This window comes from Streptomyces kurssanovii, from assembly GCF_040677245.1.
Classification (GTDB): domain Bacteria; phylum Actinomycetota; class Actinomycetes; order Streptomycetales; family Streptomycetaceae; genus Streptomyces; species Streptomyces kurssanovii.
In genome coordinates, this window is the sequence record NZ_JBFAQK010000019.1 from 106,008 (window position 1) to 128,032 (window position 22,025).

At 72.1% G+C, this 22,025-nt stretch carries 22 protein-coding genes and 1 pseudogene; 9 read left to right on the plus strand and 14 right to left on the minus strand.

Annotated elements, in window-relative coordinates; all coding sequences use genetic code 11:
- Position 1: 1 nt before the first annotated feature.
- Positions 2-457 (minus strand): hypothetical protein, encoded by a 456-nt coding sequence (locus AB0K36_RS16425; protein WP_364594162.1) that lies wholly within the window; start codon positions 455-457, stop codon positions 2-4.
- Between the two features lie 6 nt (positions 458-463).
- On the minus strand, positions 464-1,078 hold the full coding sequence (locus tag AB0K36_RS16430) for a DUF2867 domain-containing protein (RefSeq protein WP_364594165.1): 615 nt from the start codon (positions 1,076-1,078) through the stop codon (positions 464-466).
- 94 nt (positions 1,079-1,172) lie between these two features.
- Between AB0K36_RS16430 and AB0K36_RS16435 the strand changes: the two genes are divergently transcribed.
- The gene (locus tag AB0K36_RS16435) at positions 1,173-1,730 is read left to right on the plus strand and encodes a TetR/AcrR family transcriptional regulator (RefSeq protein WP_364594168.1); all 558 of its coding nucleotides are present in this window, start codon (positions 1,173-1,175) and stop codon (positions 1,728-1,730) included.
- Positions 1,731-1,883: 153 nt separating this feature from the next.
- Here the strand turns inward: AB0K36_RS16435 and AB0K36_RS16440 are convergent, their stop codons facing one another.
- Positions 1,884-2,417 (minus strand): ArsR/SmtB family transcription factor, encoded by a 534-nt coding sequence (locus tag AB0K36_RS16440; protein WP_364594171.1) that lies wholly within the window; start codon positions 2,415-2,417, stop codon positions 1,884-1,886.
- Positions 2,418-2,470: 53 nt separating this feature from the next.
- On the opposite strand from AB0K36_RS16440, the gene AB0K36_RS16445 reads away from it, so the two are divergent.
- Positions 2,471-3,835: an MFS transporter gene (locus AB0K36_RS16445; RefSeq protein WP_364594174.1), complete on the plus strand. Its 1,365-nt coding sequence runs from the start codon at positions 2,471-2,473 to the stop codon at positions 3,833-3,835.
- 72 nt (positions 3,836-3,907) lie between these two features.
- Here AB0K36_RS16445 and AB0K36_RS16450 read toward each other — a convergent pair whose 3' ends face one another.
- The 3 genes from AB0K36_RS16450 to AB0K36_RS16460 form a co-directional block, all read right to left on the minus strand.
- Positions 3,908-5,593, minus strand: coding sequence for an alpha/beta fold hydrolase (locus AB0K36_RS16450; protein ID WP_364594177.1), 1,686 nt, complete (start codon positions 5,591-5,593; stop codon positions 3,908-3,910).
- Between the two features lie 215 nt (positions 5,594-5,808).
- Positions 5,809-6,363, minus strand: a complete 555-nt coding sequence (locus AB0K36_RS16455) for a TetR/AcrR family transcriptional regulator (RefSeq protein ID WP_364594180.1) — start codon at positions 6,361-6,363, stop codon at positions 5,809-5,811.
- A 71-nt stretch (positions 6,364-6,434) separates the two neighbouring features.
- Complete coding sequence (locus tag AB0K36_RS16460) at positions 6,435-6,596, minus strand: hypothetical protein (RefSeq protein WP_364594182.1); 162 nt, start codon at positions 6,594-6,596, stop codon at positions 6,435-6,437.
- 242 nt (positions 6,597-6,838) lie between these two features.
- On the opposite strand from AB0K36_RS16460, the gene AB0K36_RS16465 reads away from it, so the two are divergent.
- The 4 genes from AB0K36_RS16465 to AB0K36_RS16480 are packed head-to-tail and all read left to right on the plus strand — an operon-like array spanning position 6,839 to position 11,962.
- Positions 6,839-8,338: an ABC transporter substrate-binding protein gene (locus AB0K36_RS16465; protein ID WP_364594185.1), complete on the plus strand. Its 1,500-nt coding sequence runs from the start codon at positions 6,839-6,841 to the stop codon at positions 8,336-8,338.
- Positions 8,335-10,113 carry an ABC transporter permease subunit gene (locus AB0K36_RS16470; protein WP_364594188.1) on the plus strand — a complete coding sequence of 593 codons (1,779 nt, stop codon included), beginning with the start codon at positions 8,335-8,337 and terminating at the stop codon, positions 10,111-10,113. Before AB0K36_RS16465 ends, AB0K36_RS16470 begins: the two co-directional genes overlap by 4 nt.
- Positions 10,110-11,144 (plus strand): ABC transporter ATP-binding protein, encoded by a 1,035-nt coding sequence (locus AB0K36_RS16475; RefSeq protein ID WP_364594191.1) that lies wholly within the window; start codon positions 10,110-10,112, stop codon positions 11,142-11,144. The genes AB0K36_RS16470 and AB0K36_RS16475 overlap by 4 nt, the downstream gene beginning before the upstream one ends.
- Positions 11,141-11,962, plus strand: a complete 822-nt coding sequence (locus AB0K36_RS16480; protein ID WP_364594194.1) for an ATP-binding cassette domain-containing protein — start codon at positions 11,141-11,143, stop codon at positions 11,960-11,962. Before AB0K36_RS16475 ends, AB0K36_RS16480 begins: the two co-directional genes overlap by 4 nt.
- Positions 11,963-12,000: 38 nt before the next feature.
- On the opposite strand, the gene AB0K36_RS16485 is transcribed toward AB0K36_RS16480, so the two are convergent.
- Entirely contained in the window at positions 12,001-12,537 is a 537-nt protein-coding gene (locus tag AB0K36_RS16485; RefSeq protein WP_364594236.1) for a Dps family protein, read from the minus strand.
- Between the two features lie 202 nt (positions 12,538-12,739).
- Here AB0K36_RS16485 and AB0K36_RS16490 point away from each other — a divergent pair, with 202 nt between their 5' ends.
- Complete coding sequence (locus AB0K36_RS16490; protein WP_364594197.1) at positions 12,740-13,360, plus strand: L-threonylcarbamoyladenylate synthase; 621 nt, start codon at positions 12,740-12,742, stop codon at positions 13,358-13,360.
- Positions 13,361-13,462: 102 nt separating this feature from the next.
- Here the strand turns inward: AB0K36_RS16490 and AB0K36_RS16495 are convergent, their stop codons facing one another.
- Positions 13,463-14,149, minus strand: coding sequence for an alpha/beta fold hydrolase (locus tag AB0K36_RS16495; protein ID WP_364594200.1), 687 nt, complete (start codon positions 14,147-14,149; stop codon positions 13,463-13,465).
- Positions 14,150-14,355: 206 nt separating this feature from the next.
- Between AB0K36_RS16495 and AB0K36_RS16500 the strand changes: the two genes are divergently transcribed.
- Positions 14,356-15,318 (plus strand): helix-turn-helix transcriptional regulator, encoded by a 963-nt coding sequence (locus AB0K36_RS16500; RefSeq protein WP_364594203.1) that lies wholly within the window; start codon positions 14,356-14,358, stop codon positions 15,316-15,318.
- 648 nt (positions 15,319-15,966) lie between these two features.
- Positions 15,967-16,479 (plus strand): transglycosylase SLT domain-containing protein, encoded by a 513-nt coding sequence (locus tag AB0K36_RS16505; RefSeq protein ID WP_364594238.1) that lies wholly within the window; start codon positions 15,967-15,969, stop codon positions 16,477-16,479.
- Positions 16,480-16,699: 220 nt separating this feature from the next.
- Here AB0K36_RS16505 and AB0K36_RS16510 read toward each other — a convergent pair whose 3' ends face one another.
- The 6 genes and pseudogenes from AB0K36_RS16510 to AB0K36_RS16535 all read right to left on the minus strand — a co-directional run.
- Positions 16,700-17,182, minus strand: coding sequence for a nucleoside deaminase (locus tag AB0K36_RS16510; protein WP_364594206.1), 483 nt, complete (start codon positions 17,180-17,182; stop codon positions 16,700-16,702).
- Positions 17,183-17,239: 57 nt separating this feature from the next.
- Positions 17,240-18,283 carry an MASE1 domain-containing protein gene (locus tag AB0K36_RS16515; protein WP_364594209.1) on the minus strand — a complete coding sequence of 348 codons (1,044 nt, stop codon included), beginning with the start codon at positions 18,281-18,283 and terminating at the stop codon, positions 17,240-17,242.
- 102 nt (positions 18,284-18,385) lie between these two features.
- Positions 18,386-19,210: a PP2C family protein-serine/threonine phosphatase gene (locus AB0K36_RS16520; protein WP_364594212.1), complete on the minus strand. Its 825-nt coding sequence runs from the start codon at positions 19,208-19,210 to the stop codon at positions 18,386-18,388.
- Positions 19,211-19,350: 140 nt separating this feature from the next.
- Positions 19,351-20,231, minus strand: a pseudogene (locus AB0K36_RS16525) (oxygenase MpaB family protein).
- A gap of 53 nt (positions 20,232-20,284) precedes the next feature.
- Complete coding sequence (locus AB0K36_RS16530; protein ID WP_364594215.1) at positions 20,285-20,647, minus strand: hypothetical protein; 363 nt, start codon at positions 20,645-20,647, stop codon at positions 20,285-20,287.
- Positions 20,644-22,025: cytochrome c oxidase subunit I (locus tag AB0K36_RS16535; RefSeq protein WP_364594218.1), on the minus strand; the 1,382-nt coding region annotated here is incomplete at its 5' end. The genes AB0K36_RS16535 and AB0K36_RS16530, both read right to left, overlap by 4 nt.

Below are 22,025 nucleotides of genomic sequence, written 5' to 3' on the forward strand. Positions count from 1 at the left end.
GTCACACCGGTTCGTTCTCCCGGGTGTGGGCCTTCCGTGAGCGGTCCTCCTGCCGCGCCGCAAGGACGACGAGCGCACCCGAGACGACGCCCGCGAAGTACGGGGACGGCACGAGCAGGACGCCCCCGACGAAGCACCACGCCGCGAGGCCCCAGCCGGCCCAGGCGGGCACGGCCACCCCCCGGCCCGCGAGGTGCCACGTCAGACAGCCCAGCAGAATCAGGGGCACGGCGAAGCTTCCCGGACCGGCCCAGAAGGTGACCTCGTTCTGCAGGGACTCCACCGTCCGGTCGGCCGCCCCCTCGTTCGGCGCGAGCGGGACGGCTGCCCATACCCCGCGCTCCGCCCAGCCGTTGATGTCTCCCCAGGCGAACAGGGTCAGCAGCGACAGGTGCCCCGTCCCCAGCCCGACCATGATGCCGCTCGCCCAACGCAGCAGTCGCTTCTCCGCGTTCATCGTCGGTCAGCCCCGTTCCCCTTGCTGTGCCGCGAGGTCGTCGCGGTCGCGCCAGGCCCGTTCCCACTGCCGGGCCAGCGCCGGATAGACGATGAGGTGCCGGAAGGGTGCGATGGCGGCCATGTAGAGCCGCCCGAACCGTCCGTTGGGCTTGACGAGTACGGCCATCCGCAGCTCGTGGTCACCGTCCGCCCCCTCCACCCAGCCGAGGTGCATCACGGTGTGCACGGTCTTGTTCGCCAGCTCACGGGCGGACTCCGTGGGAAGCTCGTAGAGCCCCTTCAGGGGCATGCTGTCGTTGTCCTCGCCCCGGGGTGCGTCGCGGAGGTCGCCGGGAAGGCGGTCGCGGAGCGAGGCGACCCGCGCACCGACGCCCGCCGCCGGGTCGTCCCAGCCGAGGAGCGCACCGAGCTTCCACCGGACGGCGAACAGGAACCGCACCGGCCAGGCCTGTTCGGTGAGGCTGCCGGCCGTCCGCATCGCCATCAGCATCGTGGGGAAGTCGTCGGGCCCGGCTCCGGGGGTCCGGAACGCCCACACGTCCTCGACCCCGAAGTCCGAGGTGAATTCGTGGATGCGCCACCGGTGATCGGAAAAGGTGGACTTCGCGAGTCGTGCCACGCCTCGGCCTCTCGTTCTGTACGCAGCCGTACATTTCATCTGTACGGTACCGTACAGAACCCGCGAAACGACACCCCCGAGAGCAGGTGAGCAGGTGCCCCCCGTCGCCCGCACCCCACGAAGTCGCTGGATCGAAGCGGGGCTTGACGCCCTCGCCAGGGGCGGACCGGACGCTGTCCGGGTAGAGGCGCTGGCTGCCGAGATCGGCGTGACGAAGGGCGGCTTCTACGGGTACTTCGACGGTCGTCCCGCGTTGCTCGCCGAGATGCTCGACGAATGGGAACGCCGTTGCACGGACAGCGTCCTCGAGCAGGTCGAGTCCGAAGGCGGGGACCCCGCGGAAAGGGTCCGGCGGGCCGGCCGACTGACCTTCTCGGACGACCTGCACCGGATCGATCTCGCGGTCCGCGAGTGGGCCCGGCAAGACCCGTCGGTCGCGGAGCGACTGCGGCGGATCGACAACGTCCGCATGGAGTTCCTTCGTTCGATGTTCCGCAGCTTCGTGGCGGACCCCGACGAGGTCGAGGCGCGCTGCACGCTGGCTTTCGCGCTCGCGATCGGCCGCCACTTCATCGCCGCGGACCATCCGGGCCGCACCAGGCGCGAATCGATCCATCTGGCCGGAGAGTTTCTCCTGCGCCCCGGGCCGTGAACACCTGAGGCTGTCGGCGCCGGTGCCGCCCCGGTCCTGAACGTTTCGGGCTTTCCGCTCCTGGCGCGGGCGTCCACCGTTCCGTAGTCCTGGCGCCTCCACCGCACGCCCCGCCGAGGCGGCGCGGCGGTCCGGCGTCGGCCCGTGCGTTGCTCAGGACGGATCCCGGTCGGGGGCGACGCCCGGCGCCTCCCGCAAGGGAAAAGCCATCAGGCTCATGCCCACAGGCATCGTTCCCGGCGTGCGTGGCGGGCGCGCGGCGTCGTGGAGGTCGGCCGCGATGCCGGCGAGCTGCCGCCTGGCCGCTTCCCAGACATCCGGTTCCACCCACAGTTCGGCGTCGACGGTCACCCCCTCGCTCTCCGGAGCCCGGCGCACCGAGCGCTCCTGAAGGGTGTGGGCCAGGGTGGCGGCCAGCAATTGGGTCCCGTCGCGCTGGTCGGACAGCGGTGACCCGTGAACGGTGCGGTAGCGGCGCTCGCGGCCCCCGCGTCGAGTGCGCTCCTCGGCCAGTTCGACCAGGCCTGCGGCGTCCAGTCGCCGTAGGTGCCCGCTGGCCAGGGCGTGCGAGATGTCCAGCTCACGCGCGAGTTCGGCGGCGGACATCGGTCCGGGCCACATGAGCGTGAGCATCCGCAGCCGCAGGGGATGGGCGAGCGCCCTCAGAACGGGGTCCGGATCAGTCACACCGGCCAGTAAAGCGCATGCCGGCATGCGGAGCCCTACCCCCAACCAAGTGATTGGGGGTAGGCTGCGGCGCAACCTGGACCGAGACATCCGAGCGGGATGTCGAAGCAGGACAAGCAGGCACGGCGTCGAACGAGGCACGGCATCAAGGGGGTTCGGGCATGGCCGCGGGTGTGTTCACGGTGCTGCGGAACCGCAACGCCCGTATCTACCTGGGGGGAGTGATCATCTCCGGCTTCGGTGACTCGGCCATGCTTCTGGCCTCCGGGGTCTGGGTGAAGGAGCTCACCGGCTCCAACAGCCTTGCCGCCCTGGTGACTTTCTGCGCGTGGGCTCCGGTCCTGGCCGGACCGTTCATCGGCACCCTGGCCGACCGCATGCGTCGCCGCACACTCCTGATCGCGACCAGCCTGGCACTGGCGGTCGTCATGACCGTGCCGGTCGCCGTGCGCTCTCCCGAGGACGTGTGGCTGCTTTTCACCGTACTGACCCTGGTGGGCACGGGGACCGTGCTGATGGACGCCGCAGAGACCGCGCTCATCGCCTCCGCCGTGCCGAGCGAACTGCGTGGTGACTTCAACGGCCTTGCCAGGACCGCGGTCGAGAGCACCGCTCTGCTCGGCCCCCTGATCGGGGCGGGTCTGTTCACCGTGCTCGGCGGACCCACCGTGGCTCTGCTGAACGCGCTGTCCTTCCTCCTGGCCGCCGCCGCGTTCAGTCTCATCCGCGCGCGTGAACCCGCGCCCGCGGCCCGGAAACGGCAGAGCTGGACCGCCGCCTCCTCGGACGGGATCCGCTACCTCTGGCGGCATCCGACGCTGCGTCCCCTGGTGGTCGCGGGCGGCTGCGCCATGGCGGCGTCGGGTCTCAGCAGCACGGCCACGTTCGCGCTCCTCGACATCGGGCTGGGCCAGGCCGCCGCATTCGCAGGCGTCCTCAGCTCGATCCAAGGGCTCGGATCGGTCGTCGGCGGTCTGGCGGCCGGCGCACTCCTGCGCCGGGTTCCCGCACGCGCCCTCTCGGCGATCGGCCTCGCTGTCTTCGCCGTCGGCGTGCTGGCCAGGCTCAGTGGTTCCGTGCCCGTCGTGTCGGCCGGCAGTCTGCTCATCGGGCTGGGCCTGCCGTGGCCGCTCATCAGCGCACTGACCACGGTTCAGAAGGAGACACCGGACGAGCTCCTCGGCCGGGTCGCGGCCACCGCGAACACTCTGGTCTTCGCGCCGACCGGCCTGGCCCTCCTCGTGGGCACAGCCATGGTGGCCACCTTCGACCACCGGGTTCAGCTCCTCGCCGCCGGCACCCTGGGTCTGGCGACAGCCGTGCTGCTCGCGATCGCGGGCCGTACCCGGCGAGGTACGGGTCCCGCCGGGCCCGGCGCCGCTCACCGGCCGTGTGAAGCCGCCCCCGCTGACAAGTGACGTGCTACGGGCGACCGTGGACGGCGGAGGGCGCAGGTCCAGGCCTGCCCCTCCGGCGGCCCCCGCCCCGTGTCACCCGCCGACCGGAGCCGAGGCGGCACCCAGGTGGCGGGCGAGCTGCGTGGGGTGGGTGAGGTGGGGGTAGTGCCCCGCCCCTTCGATCTCCGTCATCGGGTGGCCGGCGGCCACGAGCGGCCGGTCGGTGGAGCCCGCGATGATCCGGACGGGGACATCGACCCGGCCCAGCAGCGTCCGCGACCGGTCCCGCTCGGCGGCGTCCCCGCGCAGAGCCGTGACGACACGGCGGGCTACTCCGGGACGGTGCAGGTCCGCCGCGGCGCTCGCCACCTCCGCGCCCGCGGGGACGCCCAACGTCCGTGCCAGCCGCGCGGCGGACATGCGGCGCAGCATCGGTGCGGCAAGACCCGACCGGGCGAGCCGGGGGCCGGGCGCCTGAAGGAACGACGGGGAGACGAGGACGAGCCCACTGACGCGGTCCGGATGCGCCGCGGCGAAACGCACCACGGGGGCGCAGGCCAGCGAGTGAGCGACCAGCACGGGGCGGGTGCGTACCGGGCTCATCAGGTCCTCCAGCCACGCGTCCACCGAGCCGGTCGCGGCGGCCGAGCGCCCGAGGCCCGGCAGGTCCGGGGCGAGGACGGGACCGGGAATGCGGGCGGCGAGGGGAGCCCAGGAGTCCGCGTTCAACGGCAGCCCGTGCAGCAGGACATGGCCGGGGCTGTACCGTTCCCCGGTCATCCAGGTACGACTGCCCGCCACGTCGCGGAAGCCGTACGGCTTCGACCAGGGTGACGCCGTCCCGAATCGGGCGGCCACCAGGTCGTCGGCCCATGCGCGCAGGGCGTCGGCGGCCGGCGGCATCTCGAGGCCGGCGCCGGCCGCCAAGGCGTGGGCGGAGGCCGTCGGATAGCGGTCGGCCGACAGGAACGACAGCGTCTCGGGGTCGGCCCGCGTCACCGTGCGCGGCAGGCGCCGCAACAGGGCGACGGGCACGGTCCGGCGCGGCGCCCGCAGGCCCATGTGGTAGGCGATCGTGCCGATCAGCTCGGGCAGCGGGGGAGTGGTGTCGTCGAGCACCCAGTAGCTCTCGCCCGGCGGCGCAGCGGGGACCTCCGCCAGGAACCGCGCGAGGTGGCCGACCGTGACAATGGGGACGAACGTGTCGGGGCCGCCGGGCAGGACGGGGAGCTTCCCGTTCCACAGGTCTCCGACGAGACCGGCCAGGCCGATGTACTGGCCGGGCCCGATGACGGTGCTGGGATTGACGACGCTCAGCGGCACGCCCGACTCCTGGCAGCGGGCGCGCACCGCGAGGTCGCCCTCCAGTTTGGACGCCTCGTACGCTCCCGGCGCGATGTCACCGGGGTGTCCGCCGGCCGCGCTCACCCGGTACCCGCTGATGTGCACCAGGCGCCGCAACTCCGGTAGCCCGGCGGCCCATTCGACGACGTTGAGCGCCCCGGTGACGTTGACCGCCCGTGCCTCCCGGCTGTCGAGGCCGAAGGCGAAACGCGCGGCGGTGTTGTAGACGTCCCGCACCTCGGGCAGCTCCGGGAGCGGTCGGGTGATGTCCGCGGTGACGATCTCCAGGCGCTCGATGTCGACGCCTTGGGAGGTGAGCCACGGGGTGAGGGTGTCGTTCCGTACGGCCGCCGCCACCCGTTGTCCCCGGGTGAGCAACTCGGCAACGAGGGAACGGCCGATGAAGCCGGTCGCACCGAAGACCATCGCGTCCATGAGACTCCTTAATAGATCGGTCTACATATTTTTTGGGCGGAAGAAGGCCCGCCGGTCGCGGCGGGCAGGTCGGCTCAGCAACCAGGGCCCGTTGGTTCGGCGGTCAGGCCCATCGGCCGGCAGTCAGGGCAACCGGCCGGGCGTTCAGGGCTACTCGGCCCGGCATTCATTGCCGGTCGGCCGGTCGGCCGGACAGGCGGTCCGGGGGCGGCGGTTCAGCTCAGCAGGGCGTGGATCTGGCGGGTCACGCGCTCCAGGGGCTCCCTGCTCCGGTGGGTCCGGGCGAGCAGGAGTGCCCCTTCGATCAGAGCGAGGACCGTGACCGCCAGGTCGTCGGCGTCCGGACGGCCCTCCAGTCGTGCGCGCAGAGCCGCCTCCCACGAGCTGTAGACCTCTGAGCAGGCGTCGTGCAGCAGGTCGCTGGTGGCGGCCGTCTCCAGCGCCACGGTGGCCACCGGGCATCCCCTGCGCCAGCCCGACTCCGCCAGCCGGTCGCCCAGCAGTCGCAGCACTCCGGCGACGAACTCCGCCGCGGACGGGCCGGGTTCGGCCCCCGCGAGGGTGTCCGTGATCGCCCGCCCGGCCCGCCGTACGGACTCGCCGACCAATTGGTCCTTGCCGCCGGGGAAGTGGAAGTAGAGCGAACCGCGGGGTGCGCCGCTGGCGGCGACGACCTGATTGAGGCCGGCGCCGAAGTACCCGCCGGTCTCGATCAGTTCCTGTGTGGCGTCCAGCAGGCGGTCGCGCGTCTCGGTGCCCTTCTTTCCCATGAACGTCAAATTAGACCGGTCTACATATTTTTTCAAGAGCTATTCGTTCACGGACCCACGGTGGGCAGCGGTCACTCCTGACCGCTGTCCAGCTCGTCGTCGTGGTTCTCGGGGATCGTGGCCGGGTCGGGGGACGGGCTCGGGGAGGACCGGGACAGGAAGTCCTCGAACGCTTCCATCCCGAGCAGGAGCAGCATCATCACGATCGGTACACACAGGGCCAGCAAGACCATGGAGCCTCCCTGGGGAAGCGCGGACTTTCTGCCTGGGGCCGGCGCGAGGGCCGGCGGACCATTCATCAGTGTGGAGCCGAACGGAGTAACCCGCATGTCGGCGCCGCGTGCTCCATCGGCCCGGACCTCGCCCTTCGTCGCCGGGCAGGCGGTGGGCCCCGGGAGAGTAGTTGAATATGATTATCATCTGCTAGCGTCCTCGTCGCACACGTCACCCGTCCGACGGAGATGGAAGAACCCTCATGCGCTGCCCCAAGTCCCTGCCCGTCGTCTCCGTGGCGGTCGCCTCCGCGTCGCTCATGACGGGTTGTTTCGCCTCCGGTGCGCCCGGCGCGTCGGGAGGCCCGGCCTCCGGTGACAAGCGCATCCGCGTGGTGATGATGCAGCCGCCGCGCTCCGGCCTCTCCCCGCTCAGTGACGACGCCTTCAAACTCTCCCGCTGGAGCACCGCGGAGACCCTGGTCACTCTCGACGCGAACGGCGACCCGCGACCGGCCCTCGCGGAGAAGTGGGAACGCTCGGGCGACAGATCGTGGACCTTCACCGTCCGCGACGGCGTCAACTTCCACGACGGCACCGAGCTCACCGCCGCGGACGTGGTCCGTTCCCTCACCGAGGCGAGCCGGGCCGCACCGAAACCGCGCATTCTCGACGGCGTCGAACTGAGCGTCACCGCCGACGGCGACACCGTCACCGTCACCACGGCCACCGAGGATCCGCTGCTCCCGCAGCGGCTCTCCTCGCCCCAGTTGGCCGTCCTCGCCGCCAAGGCCTACCGCGGCAGGACGGTGGACCCGATCGGCGCGGGCACGGGCGCGTTCGTCCTGAAAGGGGTGCACGGGACCAGCGCCGCCACGCTGGACCGTAACGAGAACTACTGGGGCGGCACTCCGAAGGCCGCAGGCATCGATGTGAGGTTCGTGCCCGACGGCACGGCGCGTGCCGCCGCGCTGCGCAGCGGCGAGGCCGACATCGTCGAGTCCGTGCCGGTGTCCCAGGCATCCCTGCTCGACGAGGACCAGATCACCGAGGTCCCGATGCCGCGCACCAACACGCTCTACCTCAACACGGCACGCGGCACCTTCAAGGACCCCTCCCTACGAGCGGCCGCCCGCGCAGCGATCGATGCCGAGCCCCTCGTCGACGGCGTCTACGAGGGCCGGGCGGACGTGGCGGAGGGCCTGCTCGGCCCCGCCCTCCCCTGGGCGAAGGAGCGCGCGGGCCGCACCCGTGACGTCAAGGGCGGAAACCCGCGGGGCAAGACCGTCACCATCGGCACCTTCACCGACCGTGCCGAGCTCCCCGAAGTCGCCGCCGCTCTCCAACAGCAGCTCCGGAACGCCGGCTTCACCGTGAAGCTGGAGATACGCGAGTACGCGAACATCGAGTCCGACGCCCTCGCCGGAAAGTTCGACGCGTTCGTCCTCTCCCGCGCCACCGTCCTGGACTCCGGGGACCCCGCGGCGTACATGTACAGCGACTTCGCGAGCGAAGGCTCCTTCAACCTCTCCCAACTCTCCGACGAGAGTGTCGACAAGGCCCTCGAGAAGGCCACCACCACGACATCGGGCGAGGCGCGCCGCCAAGCGATCCTTGCCGCGGAGACCGCCGTCCTCAACACCGACGCCGCGATCCCGATGCTCCACGAACGCGTCGTCCAGGGCGACGCCACCGACGTCGTGGGCTCCGCCAAGGACCCTCGCGAACGCCTGCTGGTCACCGTCGACACGTACGTCAAGTGAAGACGACGGCACCCCGTGGTGCGGCGGCTCGAACGGCCGCCGCTCGAACGGCCGCGCTGGCCGCCGTCGTCGCCACCATCGGACTCCTGCCGTGGCTCTCGGGCAAGGACGCGGCACTCAGCGTGCTGCGCGCCCGGTCGGCCGAACGGGTGGCGACCGAGGAGGCGTTGGCCGCGATCCGCGACGACCTCGGCCTGGGCGCCGGACCGCTGACCCTGCTGGGCCGTTGGACGGCCGGCGTCCTCCGGGGCGACCTCGGCGTCTCATGGGTGTCAGGCACCGATGTGCTGCCGTCCGTGCTCTCCGGGCTCGGCGTGTCACTGGCGCTGATGGTCGCCTCCCTCGCCGTGGCGCTGCTGGTGGCCACCGCGCTCTGTACGGGGACGCTGGTCCGCGCGGCGCGCGGCACACTGCGCGGCGGCGGCAGCGGCGGAGCGCCCGCGGCGATGCTCGCCTCCGTGCCCGAATTCCTCCTGGCGACAGTGCTGTTGATCGCTCTGGGGGTGTGGCTGGACATGCTGCCGACGTCCGGCTGGCAGGGCCCGTCCTCCATGGTGCTGCCCGCGCTGGCCATGGGCGTGCCCGCCGGCGGCCTCCTCGGCCGGCTCGTCGACGACGCCCTGCCCGCCGTCTCCGGGGAGCGCTGGGTCGCACTGTGGCGGGCATCGGGCGTCTCCCCGCGGCGCATCGCGGGCGCGGTGCTACGCCGGTCCATGCCGGCGATCGTTCCGCAGTTCGGCATGGTCGGGGTCGGGCTGACCGGTGGCGCGGTCGCCGTGGAGACCGTCTTCGCGGTGCCCGGCATCGGCCGCACGGCCCTGGGCGCCGCCAAGGCGCAGGACCTCCCTCTGCTGCAGGGCGCGGTGCTGGCACTGCTCGTCCTCGGCCTCACGGCCGGTGCCCTCTCCCACCTCGTACGCGCACGGCTGCTCGGACCGGGACTCAAGGACGCCGCGCTCGCGCTCCCCGCCCCGCCGCCGGCACCGGCGGGCAGGGCGGCGCGGGCCGTGCCCGTGGTCCTCGCCGGGCTGCTGACGGCGGGTACCGGATGGGGTCTGCTGCGTGACCCGTTGACCGTGGACGTCACCGCGCGCCTGCTCGCCCCGTCCTGGGCGCACCCCCTCGGCACGGACGGCCTCGGCCGGGACGTGCTCGCGCCACTCGGTCACGGCGCTGCGGCGACCGTGGGCGTGGCGCTGGCGGTGTGCCTGTTCAGCTGTCTCTTCGCCCTCGCCGTCGGCTTCCTGCCGTCCCTCTCCGCCGGCGCGGCCGACATCGCCAACGCCCTGCCGCCGGTCGTCGTCGGCATCCTCGTGGCCGCGGCCCTCGGCCCGGGCACCGCCGGCGCGTCCGTCGCCGTCGCGCTGATCTCCTGGCCCCCGCTCGCCGCGCATGCCTCCGCCCTGGTGCAGGAGACCCGGGCAGCCGGATTCCTCACCGCCCAGAGGGCCATCGGATCGACCCCGCGGTGGATCCTGACGCGGCACGTCCTGCCGGCCGTGGCCGGACCCGTGTCCCGGCACGCGCTGCTGCGCCTGCCGGGCATCGCCCTGGCCCTCGCCTCGCTCGGCTTCCTGGGCCTCGGCGCCCAGCCGCCCGCGCCCGAATGGGGCCTGCTCCTCGACGAGTCGAGGGCCTACGTCGAGCGGGCCCCCTGGGCGGCCCTCGCCCCGGCCGCCGCCCTGGCCCTGCTGGCCGGCTTCGCCGTCTCGCTCGCCTCCGTGACGGCGCCCGGACGGCGCGCCGGGACCGCACGAGCGGGGGTGACGGCATGACGGACCGGTCCACGCTGCTGTCCGTCCGTGATCTGCGCGTGAGCTTCCCGGCCGACGGCCGGGACGCGGAAGTGACCGCCGTGCGCGGTCTGTCGTTCGACGTCCGCGAGGGCGAGGCACTGGCGCTGGTCGGCGAGTCCGGGGCCGGGAAGTCCCTGACCGCGCGCGTCCTCCTCGGCATGGCGCCGCCCCGTGCGGTGGCCGGCGGCAGCGTCCGCCTGCGGGACCTGGAACTCCTCGGCGCACCACGGTCGTCGTACGCCCGGCTCTGGGGCCGGCGCATCGCCCTCGTACCGCAGGACGCGCTGTCGGTGCTCAGCCCCGTACACACCGTCGGCGACCAACTGGCCGCCGCCGTACGCTCCGTGAGGGGCCTCGGCCGCAGAGAGGCTCGGCATGCGGCGGTGGCCGCGCTGGACCGGGTGGGCATCGCGGACGCGGCCCGGCGTGCCTCCGCCTACCCCCACGAGTTCTCCGGCGGCATGCGCCAGCGTGCCGTCATCGCGATGGCGACGGTCAACGAACCGGAACTCGTCGTCGCCGACGAGCCGACCACCGCGCTCGACCCGGCCGTACAGGAACAGGTCCTCGGTGTCCTGGCGTCGCTGCGTGAAACGACCGGCGCGGCGCTCGTGCTCGTCGCGCACGACCTGGACGTGGTCGCCCGGCACGCCGACCGGATCCTGGTCATGTACGCCGGGAGCCCCATGGAGTCCGGCACGGCCGAACAGGTGCTCACACGCCCACGGAACCCGTACACCGCCGGGCTGCTCGCGTCCCTGCCGCCCGATCGGCCGGTCACCGACCGGCGGCTCCCCTCCATCGGCGGAGCCCCGCCCCCGCCGTCGGAGCTGTCCTGGCTCACCGGATGCCGCTTCGCACCGCGCTGCCCGCTGGCCGGCGAGCGGTGCCGCACGCACGAACCGGAACCCGTGGCGACGGCCGGCACGGAACACCTGGTCTTCTGCCACCACTGGACCGACGTGCCCGACTCCGCCCGCGACCTCTTCCCCCTGAACGGTGCCGCATGAACGCCTTGCTGAGCGTACGGAACCTCACCGTGCGCTACCCGGGACACACGCGGACCTCCGCGCCCGTCCTCGCCGTCGACCGCGCCTCCTTCGACGTGTCGGCGGGGGAGACCCTGGCACTGATCGGCCCGTCGGGCTGCGGCAAGTCCAGTACGGCGGCCGCGGTGCTCATGTTGCGGAGGCCTGACGGCGGCGAAGTCCGGTTCGGCGGACGGGAGTTGACCACGCTCGACGAGAAGGCGCTGCGGTCCGTACGCCCGGCCGTCCAGCCGGTCTTCCAGGATCCGTACGGCTCGCTGAGCCCGCGCCTTCCCGTACGGGACGCGGTGGCCGAACCTCTGCGGGTCCAGGGACGGTGGGATCCCGTGGCCGGCCCGCGGCGGGTTGCCGAACTGCTGGAGACGGTCCGACTGGACCCGCGCCTCGGGGAACGGCTGCCCCACGAGCTGTCCGGCGGCCAGTGCCAGCGCGTCGGCATCGCGCGGGCGCTCGCGAGCGAGCCGCGGCTGCTCGTCCTGGACGAGCCGGTGTCGGCCCTCGACCCCTCCGTCCGGGCAGGCGTCCTTAACCTGCTCAGGGATCTTCAGGAGCGGCTGGGGCTGGCGTATCTGTTCATCTGCCACGACCTGCCCCTCGTGCGTCACTTCGCCCACCGCGTGGCGGTCATGGACAGCGCCCGCATCGTGGAGACACTGCCTGCCGGCGCCTTGTACACGAGCGGGCGGCCCCTCGAGCGGGAGCCGCTCGGCAGGTCCGCCGACGTGGCCCGCACAGGCTCCTTGAGCCGAGCGGGCTCGCCACGAAGCGGACCTGCCTGAAAATCGGTACGGCCCCGCCACGCGGAGGGGCGAGGGTGTCAGGGGCGTCCCCGTGCCTCCTCCGCGGCCTGCGCGGCGGCCTTCCGCTCCGTCCGGGCGTCGGCGGTGCTCAGCCGCCCGCCACTGCTCTCGAGGTGCGCCCGCACGAACCACTGGAACAGCTCGAGGCCGCGCAGCTGCTCGATGAGCATGTCCTGCGTGACGGGGTCGGGTTCGTCGGTCGCCTTCATCGCGGCGCGGTGCTCCTCGATGATCGACGTGTACACGAGGTCGAGGGCGCCGAGGTGCTCGATGGACTCCGCCCGGCCGATCGAGTAGTCGTCCCACGAACGTTCCGAGACGAGCGCGCCGGGGGTGCCCTTCGGCTCGCCGCCGAGCGTGGAGATGCGCTCCGCGAGGTCGTCGATCATCTCCCGGACCTGGTCCACCTGCGGGTCGATCATCTCGTGCACCGCGATGAAGTGGGGTCCCACCACGTTCCAGTGGATGTGCTTCAGGGTGAGGGCCAGGTCGTTGAGTGCGTGCAGACGCGTCTGCAGCATCTTGATGATCGCTGCGCCGTCCTTCTTCGACATGCCCGGCACGGTGTAGTCGGGGGTTTCGGATGTCACGATCGCTCCTTGCTCTGCGGTTCCTCCCGCCAGGCAATCACCGGCGGCACCGCCGCGCCCGGCCAGAACGAGTCGGCGCTGCTCCGAACAGGGGACACGGGGCCCGGGCCGCCGCGGGCGGCGCCCGAAGGCGGAGCCGCCGGGCTCAACGGCCTAGACTCGGCGGATGGCGAAGTATTTCGACGTGCACCCCGAGAATCCTCAGCGGCGCACCATCAGCACTGTGGCCGACAGCATCCGAACGGGGGCGCTGGTCGCGTACCCGACGGACTCCTGCTTCGCATTGGGGTGCCGGCTGGGCAGTCGTGACGGCATCGGCCGGATCCGGTCGATCAGGAACCTGGACGACCGCCACCACTTCACCCTTGTGTGCCAGAACTTCGCGCAGCTCGGGCAGTTCGTGCACGTCGACAACGATGTGTTCCGTGCGATCAAGGCGGCGACCCCCGGCAGTTACACCTTCATCCTCCCGGCGACGAAGGAGGTGCCCCGCCAGCTGCTGCATCCGAAGAAGAAGACGGTCGGGGTACGGATTCCCGACCATGTCGTCGCGCAGGCCCTGGTCGCGGAGCTCGGGGAGCCGCTGCTCTCCAGCACCCTGCTGCTCCCCGACGAGGACGAGCCGATGACCCAGGGCTGGGAGATCAAGGAACGGCTCGACCATGCGGTGGACGCGGTGGTCGACTCAGGCGACTGCGGCACCGAGCCCACCACGGTCATCGACTTCTCCGGCGGCGAGCCCGAGATCGTGCGCCGGGGAGCGGGCGACCCCTCGCGGTTCGAGTAACGGGCCGCTCCGGGCGGCCGGGGGCCTGCCCCAGGGCCTGTGTCGAACGTGGATCGACCCGACCCACCCCCACGACAGCGCTCGTGTCCGGAGGTTCGCCCGTCAGGCCGTGTCGGCCGCCGCAGCCAGGATCCGGGCAAGCTCGGTGGGCCGGGTGACCATGGGCCAGTGGCCGGAATCGATGTCGGCGAAGTCGACGTGCTTGGCCCGGGCGAGTTCCGGGACGTCGCCGGCGTTGATCCACTCCTGCGCCTGCGCGGGCGTGAATTCCGGACAGACGGCAAGGACCGGCACGTCGAACCGCCGTTCGTCCGTCAGCCGCACCACGCCCTCGACCACGTCTGCGGGCACGGGGATCGCGTCGGCCGCGAACCGTTGCCTGGCCTCGTCGTCGAGGTCGGCGGCGTCCGGCCCTTCGAAGGGACCCCACCCCGGGAACGGCATGACGCCGTCCCTCACCTCGAAGAAGGCTGCGTACGGCTGGTCGTCGGCGGACGGGAAGCCGCCGACGAGGACGACCTTGGCCAGCCGCTCCGGCCGCCGGTCGGCGGCCAGCCAGGCCAGCGTTGAGGCGGCGGAATGCCCCACCACCATGGGCCTGCCGGGTGCCGCGTCCACCGCGGCGAGCACTGCCGCGACCTGGTCGTCGAGTGTGGCGGACGCGGAGCCGTCCCCCTGGCCCGGAAGCGTGAGCGGCACGGGGCGATGGCCGGCCGCCTCCAGCGCGGACGCGACGGGTCCCCACACCGATCCGTTCAGCCACAGGCCGCCGATGAGCAGGATGTCCATGGTCGATTCCCCTTCCTCTGCTTCAGGGACGTCACCGTAAGCGGAGATCCGGACGATCCGCTGCCGGTTTGCCTGGCGACCACCCGAGCGCGCTGGATGCGGTCCGGTGACGGCCCTGATCCGAACGGCCACGGCCGCGCCCGGCCCATCGGCCGAAGGCGGCCCCGGGCCCCTTCGGCCGTGGAGCGCCGGATTAGCCTGCTGCCGTGCCGAACGATCTCAGTCCCACCGCGCGAGCGCTGCGCGCCCTGGAGATCCTCCAGGCCCGCCCAGGTACGACGGCCGGCGAACTCGCCGCACGGCTCGGCGTCACGGAGCGAGCCGCGCGCCGGTATGTCGGGATCCTTCGAGAGGCCGGCATCCCCGTGGAGTCTGCCCGGGGGCCCCACGGCGGGTACCGGCTGGGTCGCGGGACGAGGCTGCCACCTGTGCACTTCACGCAGTCCGAGGCCCTTGGCCTGGTGATGGCGGTACTCGGTGGCCAGCCGGCCGCAGCCGACACCGACGACCTGGTCGGCACGGCGCTGGGCAAGGTCGTGAAGGCACTGCCGGAAAGCGTCGGCCGACAGGCGGCCATGCTGAGGGAGTACGCGTCGGCCGCACCTGATCCGTACTCGGCCCGCCCGGATCCGGCGACGACCAGCGAGCTCGTCGACGCCGTCGCGGCTCGGCGCCGCGTGCTGGTCACGTATCGCAGCGAGGCGGGCAACGAGTGGGAGGCGGAAGTGGATCCCTGGTCCATCGTCGTCCGCTACGGGCGCTGGTACCTGTTGTGCCACTCGCATCGCGCGGACGCGGTCCGCACCTATCGGGTCGACCGGATCCGCGCGGTCCGGCCGACCGGTCACTGGTTCGAGCCGCCCAAGGGCCTGGACCCGGTGGCGGTGCTGGAGGAGAACCTGGGCCTCGGATGGGAGTTCGCCACCCGCGTGGTGTTCGACGCCCCTCCGGCCGAGGTGGTCCCGTGGATCCGGCCGCCCATGGGGCGCCTCGAGCCCCTGGGTGACGGATGCGTGCTTCTCGGCAGCACCCGCAACCCGGACATGTACGCCCAGGAATGGCTTGCGCGGATTCCGCTGTCCTTCCGCGTCGAGGGCGGGGAGGAACTGCGTGCCGCGGTCGCGGCGCTCGTGGCACGCTTCACCGCCGCCGTGGCGGACACACCCTGACCCGGCGACGGCGCCGCCGTCGCGATGAGTACACCGGTCGCCCTGGTCGGACATCCGCGGCCGGTCGGCGCCGCGGGACCGTCGCGCGGCCGGTGACGCGGTGGGTACGGCGGTCGTCCCCGACGCGGTCGGCAGCCGGCCGGTCCCGCTCCCCGACGCGGTCGGCAGCCGGCCGGTCCGTCCGGGAGGACAGAGCCCGCACCGGGCCCGCCGCCGTGGGTACGGAGCGTGAGTTCTGCCCGCTCAGGGTGATTCCGGGCCCCGGGGGACGCCCTCCGCTGTGATGCCGCGCATAGGGGCCAGATCACTTCCTAAGGGCGGTAGTGGACACCGCCTTCACGATGCGCCCGGGCGCGGGCCAAGAAGCGGCCTTTCGGTCATTTCTCTTAAGTGGGGTAGTAGGTCACATTCTTGCGCCCCGCCACAACCGCCCCTAACCATGGCTGACGTCCCGGGAAGCACATGAACCGGACAGGGCGTCCCGCCCGTCCGACCGTGCCGGGCCACATGCGGAGAGTTTCTCCGCCCCGCCGGACCGACACGTCGGTCGGCCGCCCTGATGTCCATCGTTTGGAGAATCCCATCCGTATCACCGCCTTCACCCAGACCAGCCGTACCGCCCGTCTCCGTAAGCTCTCGATCACCGGCATGGCCACCGCCGGCGCCGCCGCCGTGGCGCTCACTCTGGCCCCCTCGCCCGCCAGTGCGGCCCCCGCCGCCGCGGACGCGTCGAAGGTCGCGGTCTCGGTGGCGGCAGACGCGCCGACGGTGAAGACGGCGGAGAGCGCGAAGGACGCGGACAAGGCCAAGAAGGCCAAGAAGGCCAAGAAGAAGGCCTACGCCGACAACCTCGACGGCTGGATCAAGGAGGCTCTGGACATCATGAAGTCCGAGGGCATCCCGGGCAGCTACGAGGGCCTGCACCGCAACATCATGCGTGAGTCCAGCGGTAACCCGAACGCCCAGAACGACTGGGACGTCAACGCGCAGAACGGCACGCCGTCCAAGGGGCTGCTGCAGGTCATCCAGCCGACCTTCGACGCCTACCACGTCGACGGCACCCCGCACGACCTGACCGACCCGGTCGCCAACATCACCGCGGCCGCGAACTACGCCGCCGACAAGTACGGCTCCATCGACAACGTCGACTCCGCCTACTGATCCGCGCCACGACGCGCGGACGCCCGCACCCCACCCGGTGCCGACGCACCGACACCGGGTCCGACGCCGTGGTCAGCGCTTCCGCGCGGCCGCGGCGTCCCTGGTCCCGAGCCGCCTCTCTCCGCACGACGCGGCAGTCCCTGCCCGTCGGACGTGACCGGCGCAGCGAAAGGCGCACCACATCCCGGCAGTCGCCGGAGCGTGGTGCGCCTTTCGCTCGTCAGAGTCGCGCGCGGAAGCGCCGGTGCAGTTCGTGCACCTGTCCGGCGAGCTCCGGCACGGGACCGTGCACCTCGAGGCCGGGCACGATCTCCTGGACGGGGAGGGTCCGCACCGGCGGGGCGGGCACCCCCAGCTCGGCGAGCCACTCGCCGAGCTGCCGCGACGAGACGATGTAGACGATGCGGCCGAGCCCCACCCAGCCATGGGCGGCCGCGCACATCGGGCAGTGCTCACCAGAGGTGAAGACCGTCGCCGCCCGCCGCTCGTCCGCCGTCATGTGCTCGGCCGCCCACCGGGCGAGCGCGAACTCGGGATGCTGCGTCTGGTCCGCCAGTGACGTCTCCCGGTTGCGGTCCTCCGCGAGGATCCTGCCGTCGCCGGCGACGAGCACGGAACCGAACGGCTCGTCGCCGGCCTCCACGGCCTCCGCGGCCAGCTCCACGCAGCGCGTCAGGTGCCGCAGCTCGGACTCGTCGGTCATCGCAACCCCCATTGGTGTGCTCCGCTCCGCCCGCATCCGCGGGCCCGTCCGGCGACGTTACCCCGGCGTCAGGCCCTGGCCGGGCCCCTGCCCGGTCCGGCGCTCCTCCCCGGGGTGCGGGCCGCCGTCGAGCGGCGTCCACAGATGAGCCGCGTCGCCCGGCGCGAGCTGCTCGACGACCTCCGCGAGGTCGGAGCAGGCCTTCTCGATCTTGCGGCGCACGGCATTCTGCTCCGTGACGATCGACGCCAGCAGCAGGCTCGTCAGCGCCGCGCACCCGTTCAGCGCCTGGAGGACCACCATGACCTCCAGCACGCTGCGGCCGGCGAACGGACCCATGTCGTCGGTCGCCGCCGAGATCGCCAGCACCGAGATCAGCAGCGCGCACGGTGCCGAGCCGGGCAGCTGGAACCGCAGCGCCGCCCAGATCAGCATCGGGAAGACCAGGAACAGCAGCGACAGGCTCACCCGGGTGGCCAGCAGCGTCACGGCGACCGATACCAGAACGAGGGCCACGGCCTCCGTCCACCACCACGCCCGTGTCTCGCGCGGCAGGTGGGCCCGGCGCAGCACGAGCAGCAGCGGTGTGATCACCAGGACGCCCATCGCGTCCCCGGCCCACCAGGCCGACCACACCGGCCAGAACTCGCCGGCCGGCAGCGCACCGCTCAGCACCAGGGTGCATGCCCCGAACGTCGCGCTGACGAGCATGCCGCCCAGGGCACCCAGGAACACCAGCGCCAGCCCGTCCCACAGCCGGTCCAGGCCGGTGCGGAAGCCGACCCGTCGCAGCATCAGGTACGCGGCCAGCGGAGCCAGCGTGTTGCCGGCCAGGATGCCCAGCGTGGCAAGGCCGATGGAGTCGATCGTCGCGATGGTCAGCAGCGCGCCGAGGAGGATGCCGGGCCAGACCCGCGCCCCCATCCACAGCAGGCAGGCCAGCGCGATCCCCGTGGGCGGCCACAGGGGTGTCACCACCGCGCCCTCCACGATCACCTGCTGGAGCAGGCCGATCCGGCCGCCTGCCCAGTAGGCGGCGGCGACGGCGAGCACACGCAGCACTGCTGCGGCCGGACCCCGGACTTGTTCGCTGCGGACCACGCACGTCATCACACAGGAGCGTCGCCGCCACGTCCTCGTGACACGCGCTGCCGGGCGCCCGAACTTGCCGGGAGCCGCCGCGCCCCGGGCCGCCGCGGCGGGCTACGCGGGTTCGTGGAGGAGGACCAGCACGGCCGCGTCGTCGGTGTGGTCGGTGAGCGCCGCCGTACCCATCACCTGCGTGGCCAGTTCCTCCACGTCCCTTCTCTCCCGGACCGCGGCGCGTACCAGCTCGGCCACCGCGTCCAGTCCCGCCTCGATCGGATACGAGGGGCCTTCCACGACGCCGTCGGTGAGCAGCACGAACGCGCTGCCCTCGGACAGTCGCCGGTTCGCCACGGGATACACCTCGCCGGGCAGGATGCCCAGCGGCACCCCGGCCTCGTCGGCCACGATCCCGCCCTCGCCGCCGGCCGTCGCCCACACGCCGGGCACATGTCCCGCGCGGGCGCTCTGCAGTGCGCCGGTGGCCGGGTCGTAGCGCAGGAAGCTGCACGTCGCGAAGAGCCCGTGGTCGACGGAGAGCAGCAGCTCGTTGGCGCGGCGCAGCACCTCGCCCGGGTCGGTCGTGGCGGTGGCGACGGCGCGCAGCCCGATCCGGACCTGCCCCATGAACGCCGCGGCCTCCACGTCGTGGCCCTGCACGTCGCCGATGGAGAAGCCGAGGGAGCCGTCCGGCAGGAAGAAGCCGTCGAACCAGTCGCCGCCGATGTCCAGACCGTTCCTGGCGGGCGTGTACCGGGCCGCGACCCGCAGCCCGGGCACCGTGGGAAGGTCCGTCGGCAGCATCGACCGCTGCAGGGCCTCGGCGAGTTCGACCCGTGCCTTCTGCCGTTCCGCGCCTTCCCGGGCACGGTCCGTGAGGCGGCCGAGCGTGGCCAGCATCTCGTCCGCGGTCGCCGATCGCACGGGACGACGCCGGGTCATGGACCTCTCCGAACTGCCTTGGAAGGTCGACCGGCCCGGACTTGTGCGGCGCACAGGGGCATCGGCCGGCTGGGCGGTACAGCCCGCGTTCATTGTATTTCCGCGGACCCGGACCCGCTCGGGGTGCGACGGAGGCCCGGTCAGGACGGCTCGGGGGGCGGGGGAGGCGATGCCATGGCCCATCGGATCGCGCCCGTCAGCAGGGTTCCGGTCGGGCTGACGCAGCACCGTTCGAACGTCGGCGCGTAGGGCAGCCCGAGCGGCTTCCGCGCCCACGGCGGCAGCAGGGCGACGGCGTTCGCGGCCAGGACCGCGTACGGGACCCGGGCGGGCAGGGGCAGCGGCGGATGGAGAAGCATGAAACGGGCCGCCTCCAGCGCCTCCCGCGAAGGCGCAGCTCGGGGCGGTACGCGGCGATCCGCCGGTCCAGCCCTGCCCGGTCGCGCGGCGGATCGCTCACGCCGAGGGCGGCGGCGACCCGTGCCGTGTCGGCGATGTACCCGTCGCAGCCGGCGGCGTCCAGCGGACGGGCGCCGAAGCGCTGATGGGCGCGCAGGAAGCTGTCGACCTCGGCGACGTGCACCCAGCCGAGCAGATGCGGGTCCGCGGCACGGTACGGCTCACCGGCGGTGGTCCGGCCCGCCACGCTCCCGTGGACGGCGCGCACCGTGTCCACCGCTTCCTGGGCGTCGTCGGCGGTGCCGTACGTCGTCACGGCCAGGAACGTGCTGGTGCGCTGCAACCGGCCCCACGGATCGCCCCGGTACCCGGAGTGGGCGGCGACGGCCGCCATGGCCAGCGGATGGAGCGACTGCAGCAGCAGGGCGCTGAGCCCGCCGATGAACATCGAGGCGTCGCCGTGGACGGTACGGATGGGCCGGTCGGGCCCGAACCAGCGGGGGCCGGGCGTGTCATGGATACGGGCACGCGTCTGCGCCGCCGCGGGGCCTGCGACCCGGGTGAAGATGCTGCTGCCGAGTTGCCGCCGCAGGCCGCGGATCCGGGGCGGTGCCTTGCTCACGCCACCAGTATCCGCCCGGCGGACGGGCGGGATCCCGGCCCGTCGTGCCTCCGTCAGCGATGGGCGGCCAGGAGGCCGGCGAAGGCGCACAGGACCGCGGAGACGAGGACCGCCGCGACTCCCGCGCACAACAGCCGGCGCCGTAGTTCCTCGTACCGCGCGGTGTACTCGAGCCGCAGCTCGTCGGCCCGCGACACCAGGGCCTCCAGCACGCGCCGTGACAGGGCGATGCGGTCCTGGGTGTAGACGCGGACGACCTCCTCGCGCTGCGCGCTGGTCAGCCACGGCATCCGGCCGGCGAAGGCCTCCGCCTCCTGCTGGGCCTCCTGAAGCCGGCTCTGCGCGAGCAGATAGCCCTCGAGTCTGGCGATGCCCGCGGCGACCTCCGACTCCGTCTGCCGCACCGGGCCGCTCACCGGTTGTCCTTCCCCTCGCCGAGGGGCGGGGCGATTCCCTTCCCCGGCTCGACGACATCCCGCCGACCGGTGTCGGAGACCTCGTCCAGGGTGGCGATGGCCGGGTGGTGCAGGTCGAACGCCGGCGATTCCGAGCGGATCCGGGGGAGCGTCGTGAAGTTGTGCCGCGGCGGCGGGCAGGAGGTCGCCCACTCGAGCGAGCGGCCGTAGCCCCACGGGTCGTCGACCGCGAGCTGCCGGCCGTACTTCGCCGTCTTCCAGACGTTGTAGATGAACGGCAGCATCGACAGGCCCAGCAGGAACGACGCGATCGTCGAGACGGTGTTGAGCGCGGTGAAGCCGTCGACCGACAGGTAGTCCGCGTACCGGCGGGGCATGCCCTCGGCTCCCAGCCAGTGCTGCACCAGGAACGTGCCGTGGAAGCCGATGAACAGCGTCCAGAACGTGATCTTGCCGAGCCGCTCGTCCAGCATCTTGCCCGTGAACTTCGGCCACCAGAAGTGGAATCCGGCGAACATCGCGAAGACCACGGTGCCGAAGACCACGTAGTGGAAGTGCGCGACGACGAAGTACGAGTCGGAGACGTGGAAGTCCAGCGGCGGCGACGCGAGGATGACGCCCGTCAGACCACCGAACAGGAACGTCACGAGGAAGCCGATCGCCCACAGCATCGGTGTCTCGAACGACAACGACCCCTTCCACATCGTGCCGATCCAGTTGAAGAACTTCACACCGGTCGGTACCGCGATGAGGAACGTCATGAACGAGAAGAACGGCAACAGCACGCCGCCGGTGACATACATATGGTGCGCCCACACCGTCACGGACAGACCCGCGATCGCGATCGTCGCACCGACCAGACCGATGTAGCCGAAGAGGGGCTTGCGCGAGAAGACCGGCAGGATCTCGGTGACGATGCCGAAGAACGGCAGGGCGATGATGTACACCTCTGGATGGCCGAAGAACCAGAAGAGGTGCTGCCACAGCAACGCGCCGCCATTGGTCGCGTTGAAGATGTGCGCGCCGAACTTGCGGTCCGCCTCCAGGGCGAACAGCGCCGCCGCCAGAACCGGGAAGGCGAGCAGGACCAGCACACCGGTCAGCAGTACGTTCCAGGTGAAGATGGGCATCCGGAACATCGTCATGCCGGGAGCGCGCATGCAGATGATCGTGGTGATGAAGTTGACCGAGCCGAGGATCGTGCCGAAGCCGGAGAACGCCAGACCCATCACCCACATGTCGCCGCCCACCCCGGGGGAGTGAATGGCGTCCGACAGCGGGTTGTAGGCGAACCAGCCGAAGTCGGCCGCACCCTGCGGGGTGAGGAAGCCGGCGACCGCGATCAGCGAGCCGAAGAGGTACAGCCAGTACGCGAACA

What these genes read in the sequence shown, in the direction of transcription:
- AB0K36_RS16505 (WP_364594238.1), top strand. Translation starts at nt 15,967, where the DNA reads ATGGCCACCGCCGGCGCCGCCGCCGTGGCGCTCACTCTGGCCCCCTCG.
- AB0K36_RS16520 (WP_364594212.1), bottom strand. Translation starts at nt 19,210, where the DNA reads ATGACCCGGCGTCGTCCCGTGCGATCGGCGACCGCGGACGAGATGCTG.
- AB0K36_RS16425 (WP_364594162.1), bottom strand. Translation starts at nt 457, where the DNA reads ATGAACGCGGAGAAGCGACTGCTGCGTTGGGCGAGCGGCATCATGGTC.
- AB0K36_RS16460 (WP_364594182.1), bottom strand. Translation starts at nt 6,596, where the DNA reads ATGGTCTTGCTGGCCCTGTGTGTACCGATCGTGATGATGCTGCTCCTG.
- AB0K36_RS16480 (WP_364594194.1), top strand. Translation starts at nt 11,141, where the DNA reads ATGAACGCCTTGCTGAGCGTACGGAACCTCACCGTGCGCTACCCGGGA.
- AB0K36_RS16450 (WP_364594177.1), bottom strand. Translation starts at nt 5,593, where the DNA reads ATGGACGCGATGGTCTTCGGTGCGACCGGCTTCATCGGCCGTTCCCTC.
- AB0K36_RS16455 (WP_364594180.1), bottom strand. Translation starts at nt 6,363, where the DNA reads ATGGGAAAGAAGGGCACCGAGACGCGCGACCGCCTGCTGGACGCCACA.
- AB0K36_RS16465 (WP_364594185.1), top strand. Translation starts at nt 6,839, where the DNA reads ATGCGCTGCCCCAAGTCCCTGCCCGTCGTCTCCGTGGCGGTCGCCTCC.
- AB0K36_RS16475 (WP_364594191.1), top strand. Translation starts at nt 10,110, where the DNA reads ATGACGGACCGGTCCACGCTGCTGTCCGTCCGTGATCTGCGCGTGAGC.
- AB0K36_RS16490 (WP_364594197.1), top strand. Translation starts at nt 12,740, where the DNA reads ATGGCGAAGTATTTCGACGTGCACCCCGAGAATCCTCAGCGGCGCACC.
- AB0K36_RS16485 (WP_364594236.1), bottom strand. Translation starts at nt 12,537, where the DNA reads ATGTCGAAGAAGGACGGCGCAGCGATCATCAAGATGCTGCAGACGCGT.
- AB0K36_RS16510 (WP_364594206.1), bottom strand. Translation starts at nt 17,182, where the DNA reads ATGACCGACGAGTCCGAGCTGCGGCACCTGACGCGCTGCGTGGAGCTG.
- AB0K36_RS16495 (WP_364594200.1), bottom strand. Translation starts at nt 14,149, where the DNA reads ATGGACATCCTGCTCATCGGCGGCCTGTGGCTGAACGGATCGGTGTGG.